Below are 14,134 nucleotides of genomic sequence, written 5' to 3'. Positions count from 1 at the left end.
TTCGCTATTTCCGCTTTAAAACCATCTTCTCTTCATACTTATCATCCCATTTAATCACAACCTCTATCGGTTCATCTTTAGATAGAGGCGCACAACTTACACAAGATGATTTCATTTCAATCCTTGCCCCTTTATGACTTTCTGACGTTTGTGTCATTGTACGAAACGCTTCATTAATAGCAATCTCTAAATTTTTAAATTCTGTATTTCCATCTCCGCCCTTATACTGAAATGTAAACATTCCATCTTCACTGTCATCCTTAATATAGCCCTTATATTGTCCCGTCCAACTTTTGCTCTCGCTAGAAAAAGTAACATACCAAATTGAACAACTCCCTAAAAAGAAAATAGTAATAAAAAAGACTAATGCTCTCTTCATCATGCCCCTCCATTCAAAAGCATTTATTGTCTATTTCTTCCTCTTATTATACTATTAAAATACAGAATTTTCTAAAATAGGAGGTTTATATGTTACAACAACAGTTAGAAGAAATTCGTAATAATAATTACATAATGGATAACACAATTAACATTGATTCTTTAAGTTCAAATATGCTTGAGCACATCGGTGTTACTGATAGCTATTTAAGAGACAAACTTATTTACTCTACTTTTTACCATCTCATCAAAAAGGACTACATTTCACACACACACTTACAGAAATTATTATTAGAAAGCATTAGTGAAAAATATTTATTGTATAACATTCATTCAGACGACAAAGATGCTGTATTTACCCGTGCATTTACAACATTATTACTTGCGCTCATTATTGATGCTGATACAAAATATAATTTCTTATCACAGACTGATATTTTAACTGTAAAAGATCAATTAATTCTATATATGAACAATGAACATGATTTCCGTGGATATGTTCAAGACCACGGCTGGGCACATAGTATCGCTCACGCTTCTGATACATTTGAGGCGCTCGTTCGTAGTCCTAAACTGGAAACTTTATATTACGAAGAAATATTACAAACTTTATTAAACAAAGTTTGTGTCCATTCCATCTATTACAAATATGAAGAAGACGAGCGTCTCATTTATCCGATTGTCGCAATGCTACAAAATGGTCTAAAGGAAGAGGTACTCATATTAGCCCTTCATGATTTAGTAGCTCAATTACCCGTCCAAAAACAAACATTACATATCGAATCGTACGAGTACCTATACGGAAATATAAAATCTTTCTTACGCAGCTTATTTTTCAGACTACGCACACTTTCTATATGTAAAGAAACCGAATGCGAAATTGAAAAATTATTGCAAGAGCTTCCCAAATATTATTAAAAAAAGAAGGCACCTTAAAAAGTGCCTTCTTCTATTTCACTAATATTTATTTGAAATTTCACGATCCAAACTGAGAAAAGGTGGACAAGAAACGCAATCACCATACATGCTCCACTCAAAAAGGTTAATACAGGATGCGAATACACATGCCCTAAACCATAAGATGCGCCTACGAAAAACATTGTTATGTAAATATAAATTGCTCCATGTATTTGCCTCATATAAACCTCCTTTTCCCATATTATAACATAAATTTTCTGATTATTCACATTAATTACTTGTAATCAATATTTCTCAACTGTTACACCTCTAACAGCAGCCTTAATATATGGTGCTCCTTGTAAACTTTGTAAATCCTCTGTTTTGCCTGTTACAAATACACCATATATTGGTAGGTCTTTTGATTCGAAGTTTTTCATCTCATCATAGTTTGTCCTAAAATATTCTTGATATCCCCCCTTTATTTTCACTTAAAGATTTCATAGAACCAATCAACTCGTACTCGCCTTTCTATCAGCATAACTCCCCTGAAATCCAAACACAGCTTTTGATTTCTCTATTAATAATGATTCAAACGTATCATGACTCATCTAGCTCTCCTTTCTATATACTCAACGTTTGAGAGCACAAAATGTATACAGCCTTTCTGAAAATTTTTTCATAATAAAAAGCACATCCATTTTGATGCACTTCTCACAAAAATACTATTCTATTATTTCATCGCTTCTTTCACAACATCTTGAATCATAACGACTTCTGTTTTCATATCAATAGCCGGCGCTTCTTCATCAATACACTCATACCAAAACGCTAAGTGCTTTTTATCAATTTCATGATGAGAATTTTCGACAAGAGCCCCACCTTCCCCTTGCACAGAATACCAATATAAGTACTCTTCTCCGTCTCTTATTTCCCGGAAAATTGTCTCAACGTACATCTTTTCGTCGTTTAGTGTCAAAAGCACTTCTTTCATATTGTCATTAAGAAGCTGCATCCATTCATCTACACGATGACTTTTACCTTGTTTCACGTTAAATCTCGTTAACTCCACATTCATTTTTATTCCCCCGTTCTCTTACGTACAAATAAACTATATTCTATCGGGTTATGAAAACTTAATTTACTAGCTAATTTTCGCGAAGGAATATTGTCTACATAACAATCCCAGCACGGTGTAATATCATTTTGCATGCAATGTTCCATGAACCGTGTTGCAACTGCTTGGGCTAATCCTTTCCCTTGATATGCTTTATGCGTCGCAATATCAATTTCAGCAAATCCATTCCCACTAAATATTGAAACACATTCGGCTACAATCACCCCATCTTGCTCTATACAAAAACCAAATCCACCATTTAAAAACGCTTCTTTTGATCCCCAATACTCTTTGTAATAGTCCTCTGTAAATTCATTGCTTCGTTCTATATCTTCCCTATCAATACGCTTAACTTCATATGTATTTTTATTTACATATCGTTTTCTATCTTCCAAAATCCCTCTTTGAAATTTCATTCGTGGGATTTTCCGAAGTGTATTACTAAAATGCTCTTCAATCATCATTTCCCACTCTACACTAGAAGTGAATAATGTAAATCGTTTCTCTGTTTTTTCAATAGCCGTTTTTATATACGAAAATACAGCTTCGTTATAACTTGAATCATGAGCATCACCAAACAAATAATAAATACCGTTTACTGTGATGATTAGTCCTGCTGTTAATTGCTCGTTTACAAAAAAATCACCATCTATCATTTGATCACATACCGCATAAGCAAAAGTCGTCGTTCTTGTATTACCTTCTAAAATCGGAAGAATTTTTCTATATTCGGCTATGGATAATTTTTTCATAGTTGCTCCACTACAATCGTATCAGCCTCTATATTTTCAAAACAAAGATTTACCGTTCTCTTTAATGCTCTCGTTCTATGAATCTTGCATGCTGGAATTAAAATCGAATCATTTGGCTTTAAAACCGCCGTTTCTCCATCTTGAAAATCGATAAGTAATTCTCCCTCTAACACAATAAATAATTCATCCGAATTAGAATGATAGTGCCAATCATATTCACCAGTAAATACAGCGATTCGTAAGCAATGATTATTCACATTTGAAACGACGAAGTTTTTATGTTGATCTTGAATGTCCTTTGTTAATTCTACTAAGTTCACAATTTCCACCTTTCATCACACCCTTTCATTAGTCGTTCTTCTGAAAAAACTAATTTAATCTCCACCACCTCCGCAATCTCCTCCACTATCACTTGAGCTACTACAATCGTTACTACTGTAATCACCAAATCCACTTGATGAACTTGAAGCGTGTGACGAATTTTTTCTCTTTTTTCTTTTCCTATCTCTCTTACTTTCATAACTAGGCCATACTGTAGCAAAGAGTATAACGAATAAGGCTAATTCTATTACGACAAGTATAAATTCTAGAATACTCTCAATAATATTGGGAGTTATCCCAAAACTGTAAAACACCCCAAATGAATACATACACAAAATTACATACAGAGCCATACAAATATACCGAAATGTTTTTTCTATCATAATGACTACTTTTTTTGAAATTGGTATGTTCTGTTCCTGTTTTTTCTTTATGTATTTCTGTCTCCTAGCTTGCTTTTTCTTTCTATTTTTGCTCCCCATCAAATCTCCTCTTTTGACTTTTAATTTTCATTTAATTCCAAATTATCATAAAAAATAACATCAAAACAAGCTATATTTCTCGTGAAGTTTTGTTTACTTTTTGTAAAGTTTTATTTACTTGTTCCCTAAAAATGGATATAGCAAATGTAACAAATTCACAAAAAGGAGACTTTGTATATTTGATACAAAATAAAGTAAAACAATTCCGCGTCGTTAGAGACATCACCCAAGAGCAATTAGCTTCCTCTGTTCAAATCACTAGACAATCCCTCATCGCTATCGAGAAGAATAAATACAACCCAAGTTTAGAATTAGCATTGAAATTATGTGAGTTTTTCAACTGTAAAGTAGAAGATTTATTTCAATTAGATAAAACTGGGGAGGAAAAAGAATGAAAAATACTTTTAATCAAGAATTCTTTTCAAATCTTACCATTTTAGTGTTAGGAACGACTTTTCTTTATTTCAATAGTAGTGATGGAGAATAGATTCGTTCTGTCCTTCTATTCGCTGGCGTATACATACTCTTAGCCTTGGTACTATTTGTAGTGAAACGAATATTCTTTAAGAAAAAAAAGAAAGAATCCGAGAAATACCCATTACCTGAGATGGATGAACGAATTGAGAAAATGAGTTTAAAGCTTATGGCCCAAATTTTCGGTCTCTCTCATTTAATCGGCTCTGCGATACTATTTGTTTTATATATCACCAACGAAAATCCGACGATACGAGTAGAGTATGCCCTGTATTACTTGTTTGGAATTCTTTTCTTCACAATGATGTTCGGCTTGAAAATTGTGAAGAAATTAGATAATTAATTTAAACAAAAAGACCCTTCCTACAGAGGAAAGGTCTTTATTTTATTTCTATTATGATAAAGCAGGAGCTTTTTCAAGAAGCTCTTTTGCATCAGCGTATTGTAAGCCGTGAGCTTCTGCAACTGCTTCGAATGTTACATATCCATCTAATGTGTTAATACCTTTTAATAATGCAGCATTGCCTAAGCAAGCATCTTTGTAGCCTTTGTTAGCAATTTGTACTGCATATGGTACTGTTACGTTTGTTAATGCAAGCGTTGATGTACGTGGAACCGCACCTGGCATATTTGCAACTGCATAATGAACAACGCCATGTTTTTCGTAAGTTGGGTTGTCATGAGTTGTAATACGGTCAGTTGTTTCGAAAATGCCACCTTGGTCAATCGCGATATCTACAACGACAGAACCTGGCTCCATTGATTGAATCATTTCTTCTGTTACAAGTTTTGGCGCTTTTGCACCTGGGATTAATACTGCACCGATTACAAGATCAGATTCTTTTACAGCTTCTGCAATGTTATACGGGTTAGACATTAACGTTTTTACTTGGTTTCCGAAAATGTCATCTAACTGACGAAGACGTTCTGCACTTAAGTCGATGATTGTTACATCTGCACCTAAACCTACTGCAATCTTCGCTGCGTTTGTACCAGCTTGACCACCGCCGATAATTGTTACTTTGCCACGTTTCACCCCTGGAACGCCTGCAAGCAAGATACCTTTACCGCCTTTGTTTTTCTCAAGGAATTGTGCACCGATTTGTGCAGACATACGACCAGCTACTTCACTCATTGGTGCAAGTAATGGTAAAGAACGATTGTCTAATTGTACTGTTTCGTATGCAATTGATACCACTTTGTTATCAATTAATGCTTTCGTTAATTCTGGTTCTGGAGCTAAGTGTAAGTATGTGAATAAAATTAAACCTTCGCGGAAATAGCCGTATTCACTTGCAACTGGCTCTTTTACCTTCATAACCATATCTTGATTCCATGCTTCTTCAGCAGTTTCAACAAGTTTCGCACCAGCTTGTACGTATTCTTCATCTGTAAAGCCTGATCCTATACCTGCTCCTTTTTGAACAAAAACCTCATGACCATTTTGTACTAAATGTACAGCTCCCGCTGGCGTCATTGCCACACGGTTTTCATTGTTTTTAATTTCTGTTGGAATACCGATACGCATTATTAGTTCCCCCTTGAGTTATGAAATGACCCCTGAATCATTTTTTAAAGCGCTTTCTACGCTCTTATATTCTAACATAATATCTCAATATTTGACAAAAAATAATACAAGTTTTCCGATAGATTTAATCTTACATGAAAGGACAGTATTATCCGTACCTCTCAGTATAAAGGATAAACTGTCCAATTATTTGAAACTTCACTTTATTTAATTCTATCGATGTCTATGAATAACATCAACAGCACCTGTTACTTCAATAATCGTGCCCGTAATCATATCAGAATCGTCCTCACATAAAAACGAAATGGTTCTTGCGATATCTTCACCTGTTCCAGATCTACCAATTGGTGTGTTACTACCTTTCAGATTTCGTGCTTCTTCAATCGTTGCCTCTTTCATTTCACCAATTATATCACCAGGACATACCATATTCGCAGTAATACCGTATTCAGCTTCTTCGTATGCGACTGTTTTCGTTAAAGAAACAAGTCCGACTTTCGCAGCTGCAAAGGCTGAACGATAAATCCATCCAGGCGCGCTATCTGCCCCTTGAAATCCATAGTTAATAATACGGCCAAATTGTTGGTTTCTCATAATCGGTACGACAAGTTTTAATAAATGAAACACCGCTGTTAAATTACCCTGGATCATTTCATTCCATTCATCTTCTTCGTAATCGACTAATTTTTTCCTTTCAAATACGTAAGGACCAGCATTATTAATTAAGAAGTCAACTTTGCCAAAACGGCTCATCGCTTCTTCTACTATTTTATGTAAATCTTCCTTTTTCGTGACATCAGCTTGCACGAACTGTAGACGTTCTTCCATATTTTTATATGTTTCTTTCATTGTTTCCATAGCACTTGTATCGCTATGATATGTTACTGTTACTGAATATCCTTTAGCCAATAACTTTTCTGTTACTTGCTTTCCTAAACCTTTCGTACCGGCTGTAATGAGCGCGTGTCTCACAAACATGCCTCCTTTTAAATTGCTATACTCCATATGTAACAAGTTCTCGCTTCAATTACAACTAAAATGAATTAAAGCAAAGTTTTCAAAATTCTGTAACGTTTCCGACAAGCACATTACCAAAATTTGTTTTATAATAAAGTTGTAAACGGTAATAAAAATGATTGGGAGGAATTTACTATGAATAATACATATACAAATATTTTAATCGCGGTGGACGGTTCTAAAGAAGCAGAAAAAGCCTTTAAAAAAGCAATTCAAGTTGCAAAACGAAACAACGCAACATTAACAATTGCTCATATCGTTGATGTAAAAGCATACTCAGCAGTAGAGGCTTATAGCCGCGCAATTGCTGAACGTGCAAATCTATTTGCAGAAGACTTATTAGAAGACTACAAAAAAACTGCGCTTGAAGCTGGTCTTGAAAAAGTGGAAACTGTATTAGAATTTGGTAATCCTAAATCTAAAATTTCAAAAGAAATCGCTCCAAACCATAAAGTGGATTTAATTATGTGTGGTGCAACTGGTTTAAATGCTGTAGAACGTTTCCTAATTGGTAGCGTCTCTGAACATATTATTCGCTATGCGAAATGCGATGTCCTTGTTGTTCGTGGTGATGAGGAGCAAGGTGATCTTTAATTCATAAATAAAACACCAAGTCCACATAGGCTTGGTGTTTTTCATTTCACAAACTTCACTATAAATACAAGACAAGCCACGACAACAACGGTAACTGCCAACACATAGGGCGGCAGGAACTTCAAAGACCATAATGCCATCATTATCGTCGCAACCGTTAAGTACGTTTGCTTTGCATCTTCTGTCATTTTTTTACGAAGGCAGAATACATACAAATAACCGATTGGCGGCGTGATAAAGCAAAGAACATATATGATTTTTGATTTCAAATACCACTTTTGTTCGCCAAGTTTCTTTATGTCTTCTTCTATTTTCTTACTCTCTTGTTCTCTCACTTCTTCTTCAATAGGATCTTCCTCTTCTCCTCGCCTTTCTTTCATATAAGGAAGAAAATGCATAAAAAAATAACATGCAAATACGATTGCCCAAAATTCAATATCCAATCTTTCTAGTGGAATATGCTCACTAAAAAATGCAGCAGCAATCACTAAAGAAAAACAATACGTTGTCATCCAAAATGAACGTTTTCTCTTTTTCCGTTCTATTTCTGTTTTATCTTGTACATTTTTTCTTTTCGAAAGCCATATCGAAATACAGCAATCTATCACAAATAAAGTAAAGATAAATATCGCAACGTGTACTGTGTCTACATTCTCAAATGAAAATACGATCGGGAATGCAACGTGTAATACAATTAGCGTGTACAAAATTAACCCTACAAAATAAATACGCCTCATTTTCCATTCCTTTCTCATTTCCTAACATTACATTAACATACATTTTTTAGAAATAGACGGACAAAATATATGTGTTTAGAAAAGGAGGATGCTACATGGATGATTATGAACGTATTATTTTAGATGTGAATGGGAAAGAAATCGAAATGTTACATACGATCCGCACACATTTTAAAGAGAAACATGGTGTGGAACTAAGTAATGGTGCATTACTTAGAGACTTGATGGATATTGAGTATATTCGAATTACGAAAGATCGGCATAAGTATGATTAATCGATAAAACCTTAAGCCTAGAACATATTGTTCTAGGCTTAATTAAATTCATACGAAAAATGTTATAATTAGGAAAAATGTTATAATTAGGAAAAATGGAGGATACCAAAATATGCAATCTGAAAATATCTCAAAACATTTTCATACATTACATGTACAAAGGAACGAGTTCCTTCCTCATCTCCATTCCCTTTCACACGAACAACTATGGTATAGGAAAGATGATGGAAAATGGTCTATCGGTGAGCACTTTTATCATTTATATTTAATTGCAAAGATGCTAAAAGTAGCGATTAAATTCTCTTTCACTCTTATCCCTTATGCCAAGCTAAGAAAAAACACCCCATTTGCAACTGACATACATGACATTTATGCCGAATATAAAGAAAAACACGGTAAAGGAATGAAAGCTCCTTGGATTTTAATCCCTTCAAAAAAAATCTATTACTCTATGAATGTAAACGAATTAGAAGAATTACTCTCACGTGAAACAGATGAAATAAAGAAACTAGTTCAAAATATAGAAGAAAATATTGCAGGTCATATCGTATTTTTAGATCCAATTGCTCACTACCCTAACCTTATTCAATCTATTCAGCTATTAGCGATACATGAGATGCATCACTTTATGATTATGAAAAACAATTATGAAATGATAGATACATACCTAAAAATCTAAACACAAAAAGGTAAGGTACTTCTAAAAAAGCACCTTACCTTCTATATCATGCATCATTTAACTTCCAACAAACTCTCCAACTAACCCCTTCGCCTTCTCCAAAGCCTTTTCAATTTGCTTAAACCCTGTCCCACCAGCACTGTTACGGCGCTTTACAGCTGCATAAGGTGAAAGAACTTCATATAAATCTTCTTCAAATAACGGACTCATTTCTTTATACGTTTCAAGTGGTACATCTAATAAATAGATTCCTTTTTGCGTACAATGAAGAACTAGTTTCCCGACAATTTCATGTGCTTGACGGAACGGCAGTCCCTTGCTTGCTAAATAGTCGGCAATTTCTGTTGCGTTAGAAAAGTCTTGCGTCACAGCTTGCCCCATTTTTTCTTTGTTTACAGTCATCGTTTCAATCATGCCTGCCATAATATGAAGGCATCCTTCTACTGTTTTCACTGTATCAAACATTCCTTCTTTATCTTCTTGTAAGTCTTTATTGTAAGCGAGCGGCAATCCTTTCATTACTGTAAGTAAACTGAATAAATTACCGTATACTCTGCCCGTTTTACCACGAATAAGTTCCGCCATATCCGGATTTTTCTTCTGCGGCATAATACTGCTTCCTGTTGCGTATTGATCGCTCATTTCAATAAATTGAAACTCTTGACTACTCCACAAAATAAGTTCTTCGCAAAAGCGTGATAAGTGCATCATAAGCATAGATGAGTTACTTAAAAACTCCAGTATGAAATCACGATCACTTACCGCATCTAAACTATTTTCATAGATTCCATTAAATCCAAGAAGCTCCGCACTATATTCTCGGTCAATCGGGAATGTTGTACCAGCTAGTGCTCCTGCTCCTAATGGTGAAATGTTAATACGCTTTAACGAATCTTCATAACGATTCACATCGCGCTCTAACATCCAAAAGTAAGCAAGAATATGATGCGCAAATGAAATCGGCTGGGCACGCTGCAAGTGCGTATAGCCAGGCATAATTGTTTCAATGTTATTTTCCGCTTGATGAACAAGAACGGTTTGCAATTGTTTTGTAGCTTTTATAATATGTTCTACTTTTTCTTTTAAATATAAATGCATATCTGTCGCTACTTGATCATTACGGCTTCGGCCAGTATGAAGTTTCCCTCCTACTTCACCGATTTTTTCAATTAACATCTTTTCGATATTTAAATGAATGTCTTCAGCTTCAACTGAAAAATGCAATTTATTTTGTTTCGCTTCTTCTAATAAATATTGAAGACCTATCTTTATTTTCTCGGCTTCTTCTTTCGTAACGATGCCTTGCTTTGCTAGCATCGTTACGTGTGCAATACTCCCATTTATATCTTGATTTACTAATTGTTGATCGAAGGAGATGGATGCTCCAAACTCTTCAACCCATGCCTCCGCCTCTTCTGTAAAACGTCCGCCCCAAAGTTTGCTCACGCTTCCACCTTCTTTTGATTCACTTGGCTGTATACTTTCGTCGGTAAACCAAATAACGAAATGAATCCAACTGCTGCATCATGATTAAATTCGTCCTGGGCAGTATATGTTGCTAGCTTTTCGTCGTATAAAGAGTACTCAGATTTACGTCCTTCTACAATCGCATGACCTTTAAATAATTTCACACGCACTGTACCTGTTACATTCTTTTGCGTCTCTTGTAAAAATGCATGGAGCGCTTGTTTTAAAGGAGAGAACCATAAACCGTTATAAATAAGTTCTGTTATTTTCTGCTCAATCACCGGTTTAAAATGTGCTACTTCTTTTACGTGTGTTAAATCTTCTAGCTCTTTATGTGCTGTAATTAACGTCATTGCTGCTGGGCATTCGTATACTTCACGAGATTTAATACCGACAAGACGATTTTCTACGTGATCGATACGTCCAACGCCGTGTTTTCCAGCAAGCGCATTTAACGTTTTAATTAATTCTGAAAGTGGATATGCAGTGCCATTTAAGGTCGTTGGTACGCCTGCTTCAAAGCCGATTTCTACAAATTCTGGTTTATTCGGTGTATCTTCTAATGCCAATGTCATCTCATATGCATCTTCTGGCGGCGCTGCCCATGGATCTTCTAAAATTCCACATTCGTTGCTGCGTCCCCATAAGTTTTGATCAATTGAAAATGGGCTATCTAAATTAATCGGAATTGGTACATCATTTTCTTTTGCATATGCAATTTCTTCTTCACGTGACCATTTCCATTCACGCACAGGTGCAATCACTTCTAAGTAAGGATTTAATGCTTGAATAGAAACTTCAAAACGAACTTGGTCATTCCCTTTCCCTGTACATCCATGTGCAACTGCAGTTGCGCCTTCTTGTTCTGCAATTTCCACTAACTTTTTCGCAATAAGCGGACGAGATAATGCAGAGACAAGAGGATACTTCCCTTCGTATAATGTGTGTGCTTGCATCGCCATCAATGCATATTCATTCGCGAATTCTTCTTGAACATCCACCATATACGATTTAATTGCACCTACTGAAAGTGCTTTTTCTTTTACAAACGCTAAGTCTTTACCTTCCCCTAGATCTAAGCAAAGCGCGATAATATCATAATTCTTCTCTTGTAACCATTTAATTGCAACGGAAGTATCAAGACCTCCAGAATATGCTAACACAACTTTTTTCTTCTCCATTTTGCATCCCCCTAAAGAATAAATATTCATTTTCTTTTATAATAATTCACACTTTAACACCTTTTACAAAATGTATCAAGGGTCATTTTCAAATTTTTTCAAACAATTTCATCGAACTTCTTTCTGTTTTTATGTAAAATAGAGGCAGGAAAATGGAGGGATGTCTATGAAAAAGTATTTTATATACAATGAACATCTAGGAATTGAAGTGCCGAACATACAAGACGAATGGGAAAACATCTCTGAACAAGCGCAGCATTCTATTTTATTAAAATGGGAGCAAGTTCGCGGGAAGATTCCTGATCGTATAAAAGAACTCGAACACTCTATTAATTCAAAACAGCATCATTTAAATAACGAAGAAAACTTCGAAATTTCTTGCAAACTTAATTCAGAAATTGCCGATCTCGCTTCCATCATTAATGACCTTTGGCTTTGGTATCGACTCACTCAAAATGTATCTGAGGGAAAAGCACACCAATGAAAAAAGCATGCCCCTCAATTACTTTGGGTCATGCTTTTTTGTCGTAACACGATTTACAATATATTTCTTGTGCTGTTTTCGCCAAACACACATCAAACGGTCCAACTAATATACTTCTTTCCTTTGGCAACTTTACAAAAGCAACGAGCTCTTCTTCATATTGAATCTTTTTCTGACATGAAACGCATATTAATTCTTTTCTTTTAAACATGTCTTTTAGCATATCTTCTCTCCCTTTCATCTATCTATATTGATATATCTCATAACAAGTAAGACTTGTAAAAAAATGACACATTCCGAAACAAATTATTCATATACTATGTACAAAAGGAGGTCTCAACTTCATGCGAGCTTTCATTATTATCGCTTTAACTTTTTTAAGTGTGATTAGCTGGGATACGTTTTTTAAAGATAAAGGTGACCAGAAAGATACAACTGAATAAACGCCATTCCTTTCTTACTTATTGGACAAACTTTTAAAAACCGTCCAATTCTGCAAAATAACTTAGGCTTTTCTACAAAAATATTTAAACATAATAATTTTTGTAGATTTCCTCCGTTTATTGTCGGTTTCCATCCGCATACATTTTTTGAAAGTATGATATAATAATATAAATCTTGAAGGAAGGGATTTTGATATCATGATCGCTCGAAGGAGCATGTGGCATCGTATTGACGAATCATACACGTAGCGTATTTTTCAGCTCAGATACTTTAGTCTAGCGAAAAAAATACGAGAGTGGGGAAATTATGATTGCCCGAAGGATAATTTGGCAAAAAAAAGACTCTTCTTACACATAGCGTTTTGTTTAGGACTTAATTGTTACTAGCTAAGCAAAACAAAGAAGAGCAGGATTGCTAAATGAAGAATCCTACTCCACGTTTTGTTTAGTCGTTTTAAGACTTAAACTAAAACGAAGGTAGGGAGAATTGATGGACGAGAGGATTATTCGTTATTTCTTCAGCGACATATAGCGTAGTTAGTTTTTTTCGTAAACTAACTGAAAGCTACATGTGAGCTCGTAGTTAGTTTACAACACAACAAGGACTACTAACTACGGAAAGAAGGAATAACGATGAGGAACATCCAAAGTCGACAAATTATTAAAGAAGTTTTTATGGTTTTAATCGGTTCATTTATTTTAGCAGCAGCGCTATATCACATTCACTTCCAAAACCACTTAACAGAAGGTGGCTTTGTAGGAATTGCACTATTTATCCAAAATTTTTATGATATTTCACCATCTATTTCAACTGTATTAATGGATATCCCTATTATTTTACTATGTGCTTCATTTTTAGGTAGAAAAATGGTTGGCTATTCATTCTTAGGTTCACTTTCATTCGGAGCATTTTATTCCCTTATGGAAAATTATTCTCCTTTTACGGTAGATTTATCAAATAATTTATTTATAGCTGCAGTAGTTGGCGGTGCGTTAGCTGGTATTGGACTCGGTTTTATATTGCGATTTGGCGGTGCAACCGGTGGAGACGATATTTTAACAATTGTATTAAGTAAACGAACTCGTTTTACAATTGGGCAAATTTTCTTCGTCTTTGACGCGATTGTTCTTGCGCTTTCATTATATTATTTAAATTGGACAGAAATTGCTTTTACTATTCTTTCGATTGCCGTACAGGCAAAAACGTTGGATTTAATTTACTATCCAAAAACAGAAAAGAAAGCAGCAAAGCAACCAGTATCTATTCCAATGTCCAAAAAACATGCGACAAACTAAAAAGCGAAAGGC

20 protein-coding genes and 1 pseudogene are annotated in these 14,134 nt (G+C 34.9%); 8 read left to right on the top strand and 13 right to left on the bottom strand.

Features of this window, described 5'->3' with window-relative positions:
* Positions 1-4 precede the first annotated feature (4 nt).
* Positions 5-379: a hypothetical protein gene (locus tag BAU23_RS22490; protein WP_000816834.1), complete on the bottom strand. Its 375-nt coding sequence runs from the start codon at positions 377-379 to the stop codon at positions 5-7.
* Positions 380-468: 89 nt separating this feature from the next.
* Between BAU23_RS22490 and BAU23_RS22485 the strand changes: the two genes are divergently transcribed.
* On the top strand, positions 469-1,296 hold the full coding sequence (locus tag BAU23_RS22485; RefSeq protein WP_000941480.1) for a DUF2785 domain-containing protein: 828 nt from the start codon (positions 469-471) through the stop codon (positions 1,294-1,296).
* A gap of 14 nt (positions 1,297-1,310) precedes the next feature.
* Here the strand turns inward: BAU23_RS22485 and BAU23_RS22480 are convergent, their stop codons facing one another.
* The 6 genes and pseudogenes from BAU23_RS22480 to BAU23_RS22455 all read right to left on the bottom strand — a co-directional run bounded on the left by BAU23_RS22480 (position 1,311) and on the right by BAU23_RS22455 (position 3,947).
* Positions 1,311-1,517 (bottom strand): hypothetical protein, encoded by a 207-nt coding sequence (locus BAU23_RS22480; RefSeq protein WP_001248910.1) that lies wholly within the window; start codon positions 1,515-1,517, stop codon positions 1,311-1,313.
* Positions 1,518-1,580: 63 nt separating this feature from the next.
* Positions 1,581-1,853: pseudogene (locus tag BAU23_RS30970) on the bottom strand (anti sigma factor C-terminal domain-containing protein); the annotation flags it as partial.
* Between the two features lie 155 nt (positions 1,854-2,008).
* A complete protein-coding gene (locus BAU23_RS22470; RefSeq protein WP_001100238.1) occupies positions 2,009-2,353 on the bottom strand; it encodes a DUF6176 family protein in 345 nt (114 codons plus the stop codon).
* A gap of 2 nt (positions 2,354-2,355) precedes the next feature.
* Entirely contained in the window at positions 2,356-3,144 is a 789-nt protein-coding gene (locus tag BAU23_RS22465) for a GNAT family N-acetyltransferase (RefSeq protein WP_000736480.1), read from the bottom strand.
* A complete protein-coding gene (locus BAU23_RS22460; protein ID WP_000407075.1) occupies positions 3,141-3,473 on the bottom strand; it encodes a cupin domain-containing protein in 333 nt (110 codons plus the stop codon). Before BAU23_RS22460 ends, BAU23_RS22465 begins: the two co-directional genes overlap by 4 nt.
* Before the next feature lie 45 nt (positions 3,474-3,518).
* The gene (locus BAU23_RS22455) at positions 3,519-3,947 is read right to left on the bottom strand and encodes a hypothetical protein (RefSeq protein WP_000534976.1); all 429 of its coding nucleotides are present in this window, start codon (positions 3,945-3,947) and stop codon (positions 3,519-3,521) included.
* Positions 3,948-4,078: 131 nt separating this feature from the next.
* Between BAU23_RS22455 and BAU23_RS22450 the strand changes: the two genes are divergently transcribed.
* Positions 4,079-4,342 (top strand): helix-turn-helix transcriptional regulator, encoded by a 264-nt coding sequence (locus tag BAU23_RS22450; RefSeq protein WP_002077501.1) that lies wholly within the window; start codon positions 4,079-4,081, stop codon positions 4,340-4,342.
* A gap of 92 nt (positions 4,343-4,434) precedes the next feature.
* A complete protein-coding gene (locus BAU23_RS29415; RefSeq protein ID WP_232296746.1) occupies positions 4,435-4,764 on the top strand; it encodes a hypothetical protein in 330 nt (109 codons plus the stop codon).
* A 51-nt stretch (positions 4,765-4,815) separates the two neighbouring features.
* Here BAU23_RS29415 and ald read toward each other — a convergent pair whose 3' ends face one another.
* The gene (gene ald / locus BAU23_RS22440) at positions 4,816-5,949 is read right to left on the bottom strand and encodes an alanine dehydrogenase (RefSeq protein WP_001219388.1); all 1,134 of its coding nucleotides are present in this window, start codon (positions 5,947-5,949) and stop codon (positions 4,816-4,818) included.
* 213 nt (positions 5,950-6,162) lie between these two features.
* Positions 6,163-6,954, bottom strand: a complete 792-nt coding sequence (locus BAU23_RS22435; RefSeq protein WP_002077498.1) for an SDR family oxidoreductase — start codon at positions 6,952-6,954, stop codon at positions 6,163-6,165.
* 147 nt (positions 6,955-7,101) lie between these two features.
* Between BAU23_RS22435 and BAU23_RS22430 the strand changes: the two genes are divergently transcribed.
* Positions 7,102-7,560, top strand: coding sequence for a universal stress protein (locus BAU23_RS22430; RefSeq protein ID WP_001066676.1), 459 nt, complete (start codon positions 7,102-7,104; stop codon positions 7,558-7,560).
* A gap of 41 nt (positions 7,561-7,601) precedes the next feature.
* Here BAU23_RS22430 and BAU23_RS22425 read toward each other — a convergent pair whose 3' ends face one another.
* Positions 7,602-8,297 (bottom strand): hypothetical protein, encoded by a 696-nt coding sequence (locus tag BAU23_RS22425; RefSeq protein WP_001252921.1) that lies wholly within the window; start codon positions 8,295-8,297, stop codon positions 7,602-7,604.
* A 95-nt stretch (positions 8,298-8,392) separates the two neighbouring features.
* Between BAU23_RS22425 and BAU23_RS22420 the strand changes: the two genes are divergently transcribed.
* Positions 8,393-8,572, top strand: a complete 180-nt coding sequence (locus BAU23_RS22420; protein WP_000342972.1) for a hypothetical protein — start codon at positions 8,393-8,395, stop codon at positions 8,570-8,572.
* Between the two features lie 112 nt (positions 8,573-8,684).
* A complete protein-coding gene (locus BAU23_RS22415; RefSeq protein ID WP_001190355.1) occupies positions 8,685-9,251 on the top strand; it encodes a DinB family protein in 567 nt (188 codons plus the stop codon).
* Positions 9,252-9,308: 57 nt separating this feature from the next.
* Here the strand turns inward: BAU23_RS22415 and argH are convergent, their stop codons facing one another.
* Together argH and BAU23_RS22405 are read right to left on the bottom strand one after the other, a co-directional pair.
* A complete protein-coding gene (gene argH, locus BAU23_RS22410; protein ID WP_016130328.1) occupies positions 9,309-10,697 on the bottom strand; it encodes an argininosuccinate lyase in 1,389 nt (462 codons plus the stop codon).
* Positions 10,694-11,899 (bottom strand): argininosuccinate synthase, encoded by a 1,206-nt coding sequence (locus tag BAU23_RS22405; protein WP_000412335.1) that lies wholly within the window; start codon positions 11,897-11,899, stop codon positions 10,694-10,696. Before BAU23_RS22405 ends, argH begins: the two co-directional genes overlap by 4 nt.
* Positions 11,900-12,065: 166 nt before the next feature.
* On the opposite strand from BAU23_RS22405, the gene BAU23_RS22400 reads away from it, so the two are divergent.
* Positions 12,066-12,383 carry a hypothetical protein gene (locus BAU23_RS22400; RefSeq protein WP_000759798.1) on the top strand — a complete coding sequence of 106 codons (318 nt, stop codon included), beginning with the start codon at positions 12,066-12,068 and terminating at the stop codon, positions 12,381-12,383.
* Positions 12,384-12,411: 28 nt separating this feature from the next.
* Here the strand turns inward: BAU23_RS22400 and BAU23_RS22395 are convergent, their stop codons facing one another.
* Entirely contained in the window at positions 12,412-12,606 is a 195-nt protein-coding gene (locus tag BAU23_RS22395; protein WP_000910278.1) for a hypothetical protein, read from the bottom strand.
* A gap of 853 nt (positions 12,607-13,459) precedes the next feature.
* Between BAU23_RS22395 and BAU23_RS22390 the strand changes: the two genes are divergently transcribed.
* A complete protein-coding gene (locus tag BAU23_RS22390; protein WP_001244528.1) occupies positions 13,460-14,122 on the top strand; it encodes a YitT family protein in 663 nt (220 codons plus the stop codon).
* Positions 14,123-14,134 lie beyond the last annotated feature (12 nt).

This window comes from Bacillus nitratireducens (assembly GCF_001884135.1).
Classification (GTDB): Bacteria; Bacillota; Bacilli; order Bacillales; family Bacillaceae_G; genus Bacillus_A; species Bacillus_A nitratireducens.
Note: the sequence above shows the minus strand (reverse complement) of the source record. Positions and strands in the feature narration are given on the sequence as shown.

What these genes read in the sequence shown, in the direction of transcription:
- BAU23_RS22395 (WP_000910278.1), bottom strand. Translation starts at nt 12,606, where the DNA reads ATGCTAAAAGACATGTTTAAAAGAAAAGAATTAATATGCGTTTCATGT.
- BAU23_RS22390 (WP_001244528.1), top strand. Translation starts at nt 13,460, where the DNA reads ATGAGGAACATCCAAAGTCGACAAATTATTAAAGAAGTTTTTATGGTT.
- BAU23_RS22485 (WP_000941480.1), top strand. Translation starts at nt 469, where the DNA reads ATGTTACAACAACAGTTAGAAGAAATTCGTAATAATAATTACATAATG.
- BAU23_RS22490 (WP_000816834.1), bottom strand. Translation starts at nt 379, where the DNA reads ATGAAGAGAGCATTAGTCTTTTTTATTACTATTTTCTTTTTAGGGAGT.
- BAU23_RS22435 (WP_002077498.1), bottom strand. Translation starts at nt 6,954, where the DNA reads ATGGAGTATAGCAATTTAAAAGGAGGCATGTTTGTGAGACACGCGCTC.
- BAU23_RS22415 (WP_001190355.1), top strand. Translation starts at nt 8,685, where the DNA reads ATGCAATCTGAAAATATCTCAAAACATTTTCATACATTACATGTACAA.
- BAU23_RS22425 (WP_001252921.1), bottom strand. Translation starts at nt 8,297, where the DNA reads ATGAGGCGTATTTATTTTGTAGGGTTAATTTTGTACACGCTAATTGTA.
- BAU23_RS22430 (WP_001066676.1), top strand. Translation starts at nt 7,102, where the DNA reads ATGAATAATACATATACAAATATTTTAATCGCGGTGGACGGTTCTAAA.
- BAU23_RS22465 (WP_000736480.1), bottom strand. Translation starts at nt 3,144, where the DNA reads ATGAAAAAATTATCCATAGCCGAATATAGAAAAATTCTTCCGATTTTA.
- BAU23_RS22420 (WP_000342972.1), top strand. Translation starts at nt 8,393, where the DNA reads ATGGATGATTATGAACGTATTATTTTAGATGTGAATGGGAAAGAAATC.
- BAU23_RS22480 (WP_001248910.1), bottom strand. Translation starts at nt 1,517, where the DNA reads ATGAGGCAAATACATGGAGCAATTTATATTTACATAACAATGTTTTTC.
- BAU23_RS22400 (WP_000759798.1), top strand. Translation starts at nt 12,066, where the DNA reads ATGAAAAAGTATTTTATATACAATGAACATCTAGGAATTGAAGTGCCG.
- BAU23_RS22470 (WP_001100238.1), bottom strand. Translation starts at nt 2,353, where the DNA reads ATGAATGTGGAGTTAACGAGATTTAACGTGAAACAAGGTAAAAGTCAT.
- BAU23_RS22450 (WP_002077501.1), top strand. Translation starts at nt 4,079, where the DNA reads ATGGATATAGCAAATGTAACAAATTCACAAAAAGGAGACTTTGTATAT.
- BAU23_RS22455 (WP_000534976.1), bottom strand. Translation starts at nt 3,947, where the DNA reads ATGGGGAGCAAAAATAGAAAGAAAAAGCAAGCTAGGAGACAGAAATAC.
- ald (WP_001219388.1), bottom strand. Translation starts at nt 5,949, where the DNA reads ATGCGTATCGGTATTCCAACAGAAATTAAAAACAATGAAAACCGTGTG.
- BAU23_RS22405 (WP_000412335.1), bottom strand. Translation starts at nt 11,899, where the DNA reads ATGGAGAAGAAAAAAGTTGTGTTAGCATATTCTGGAGGTCTTGATACT.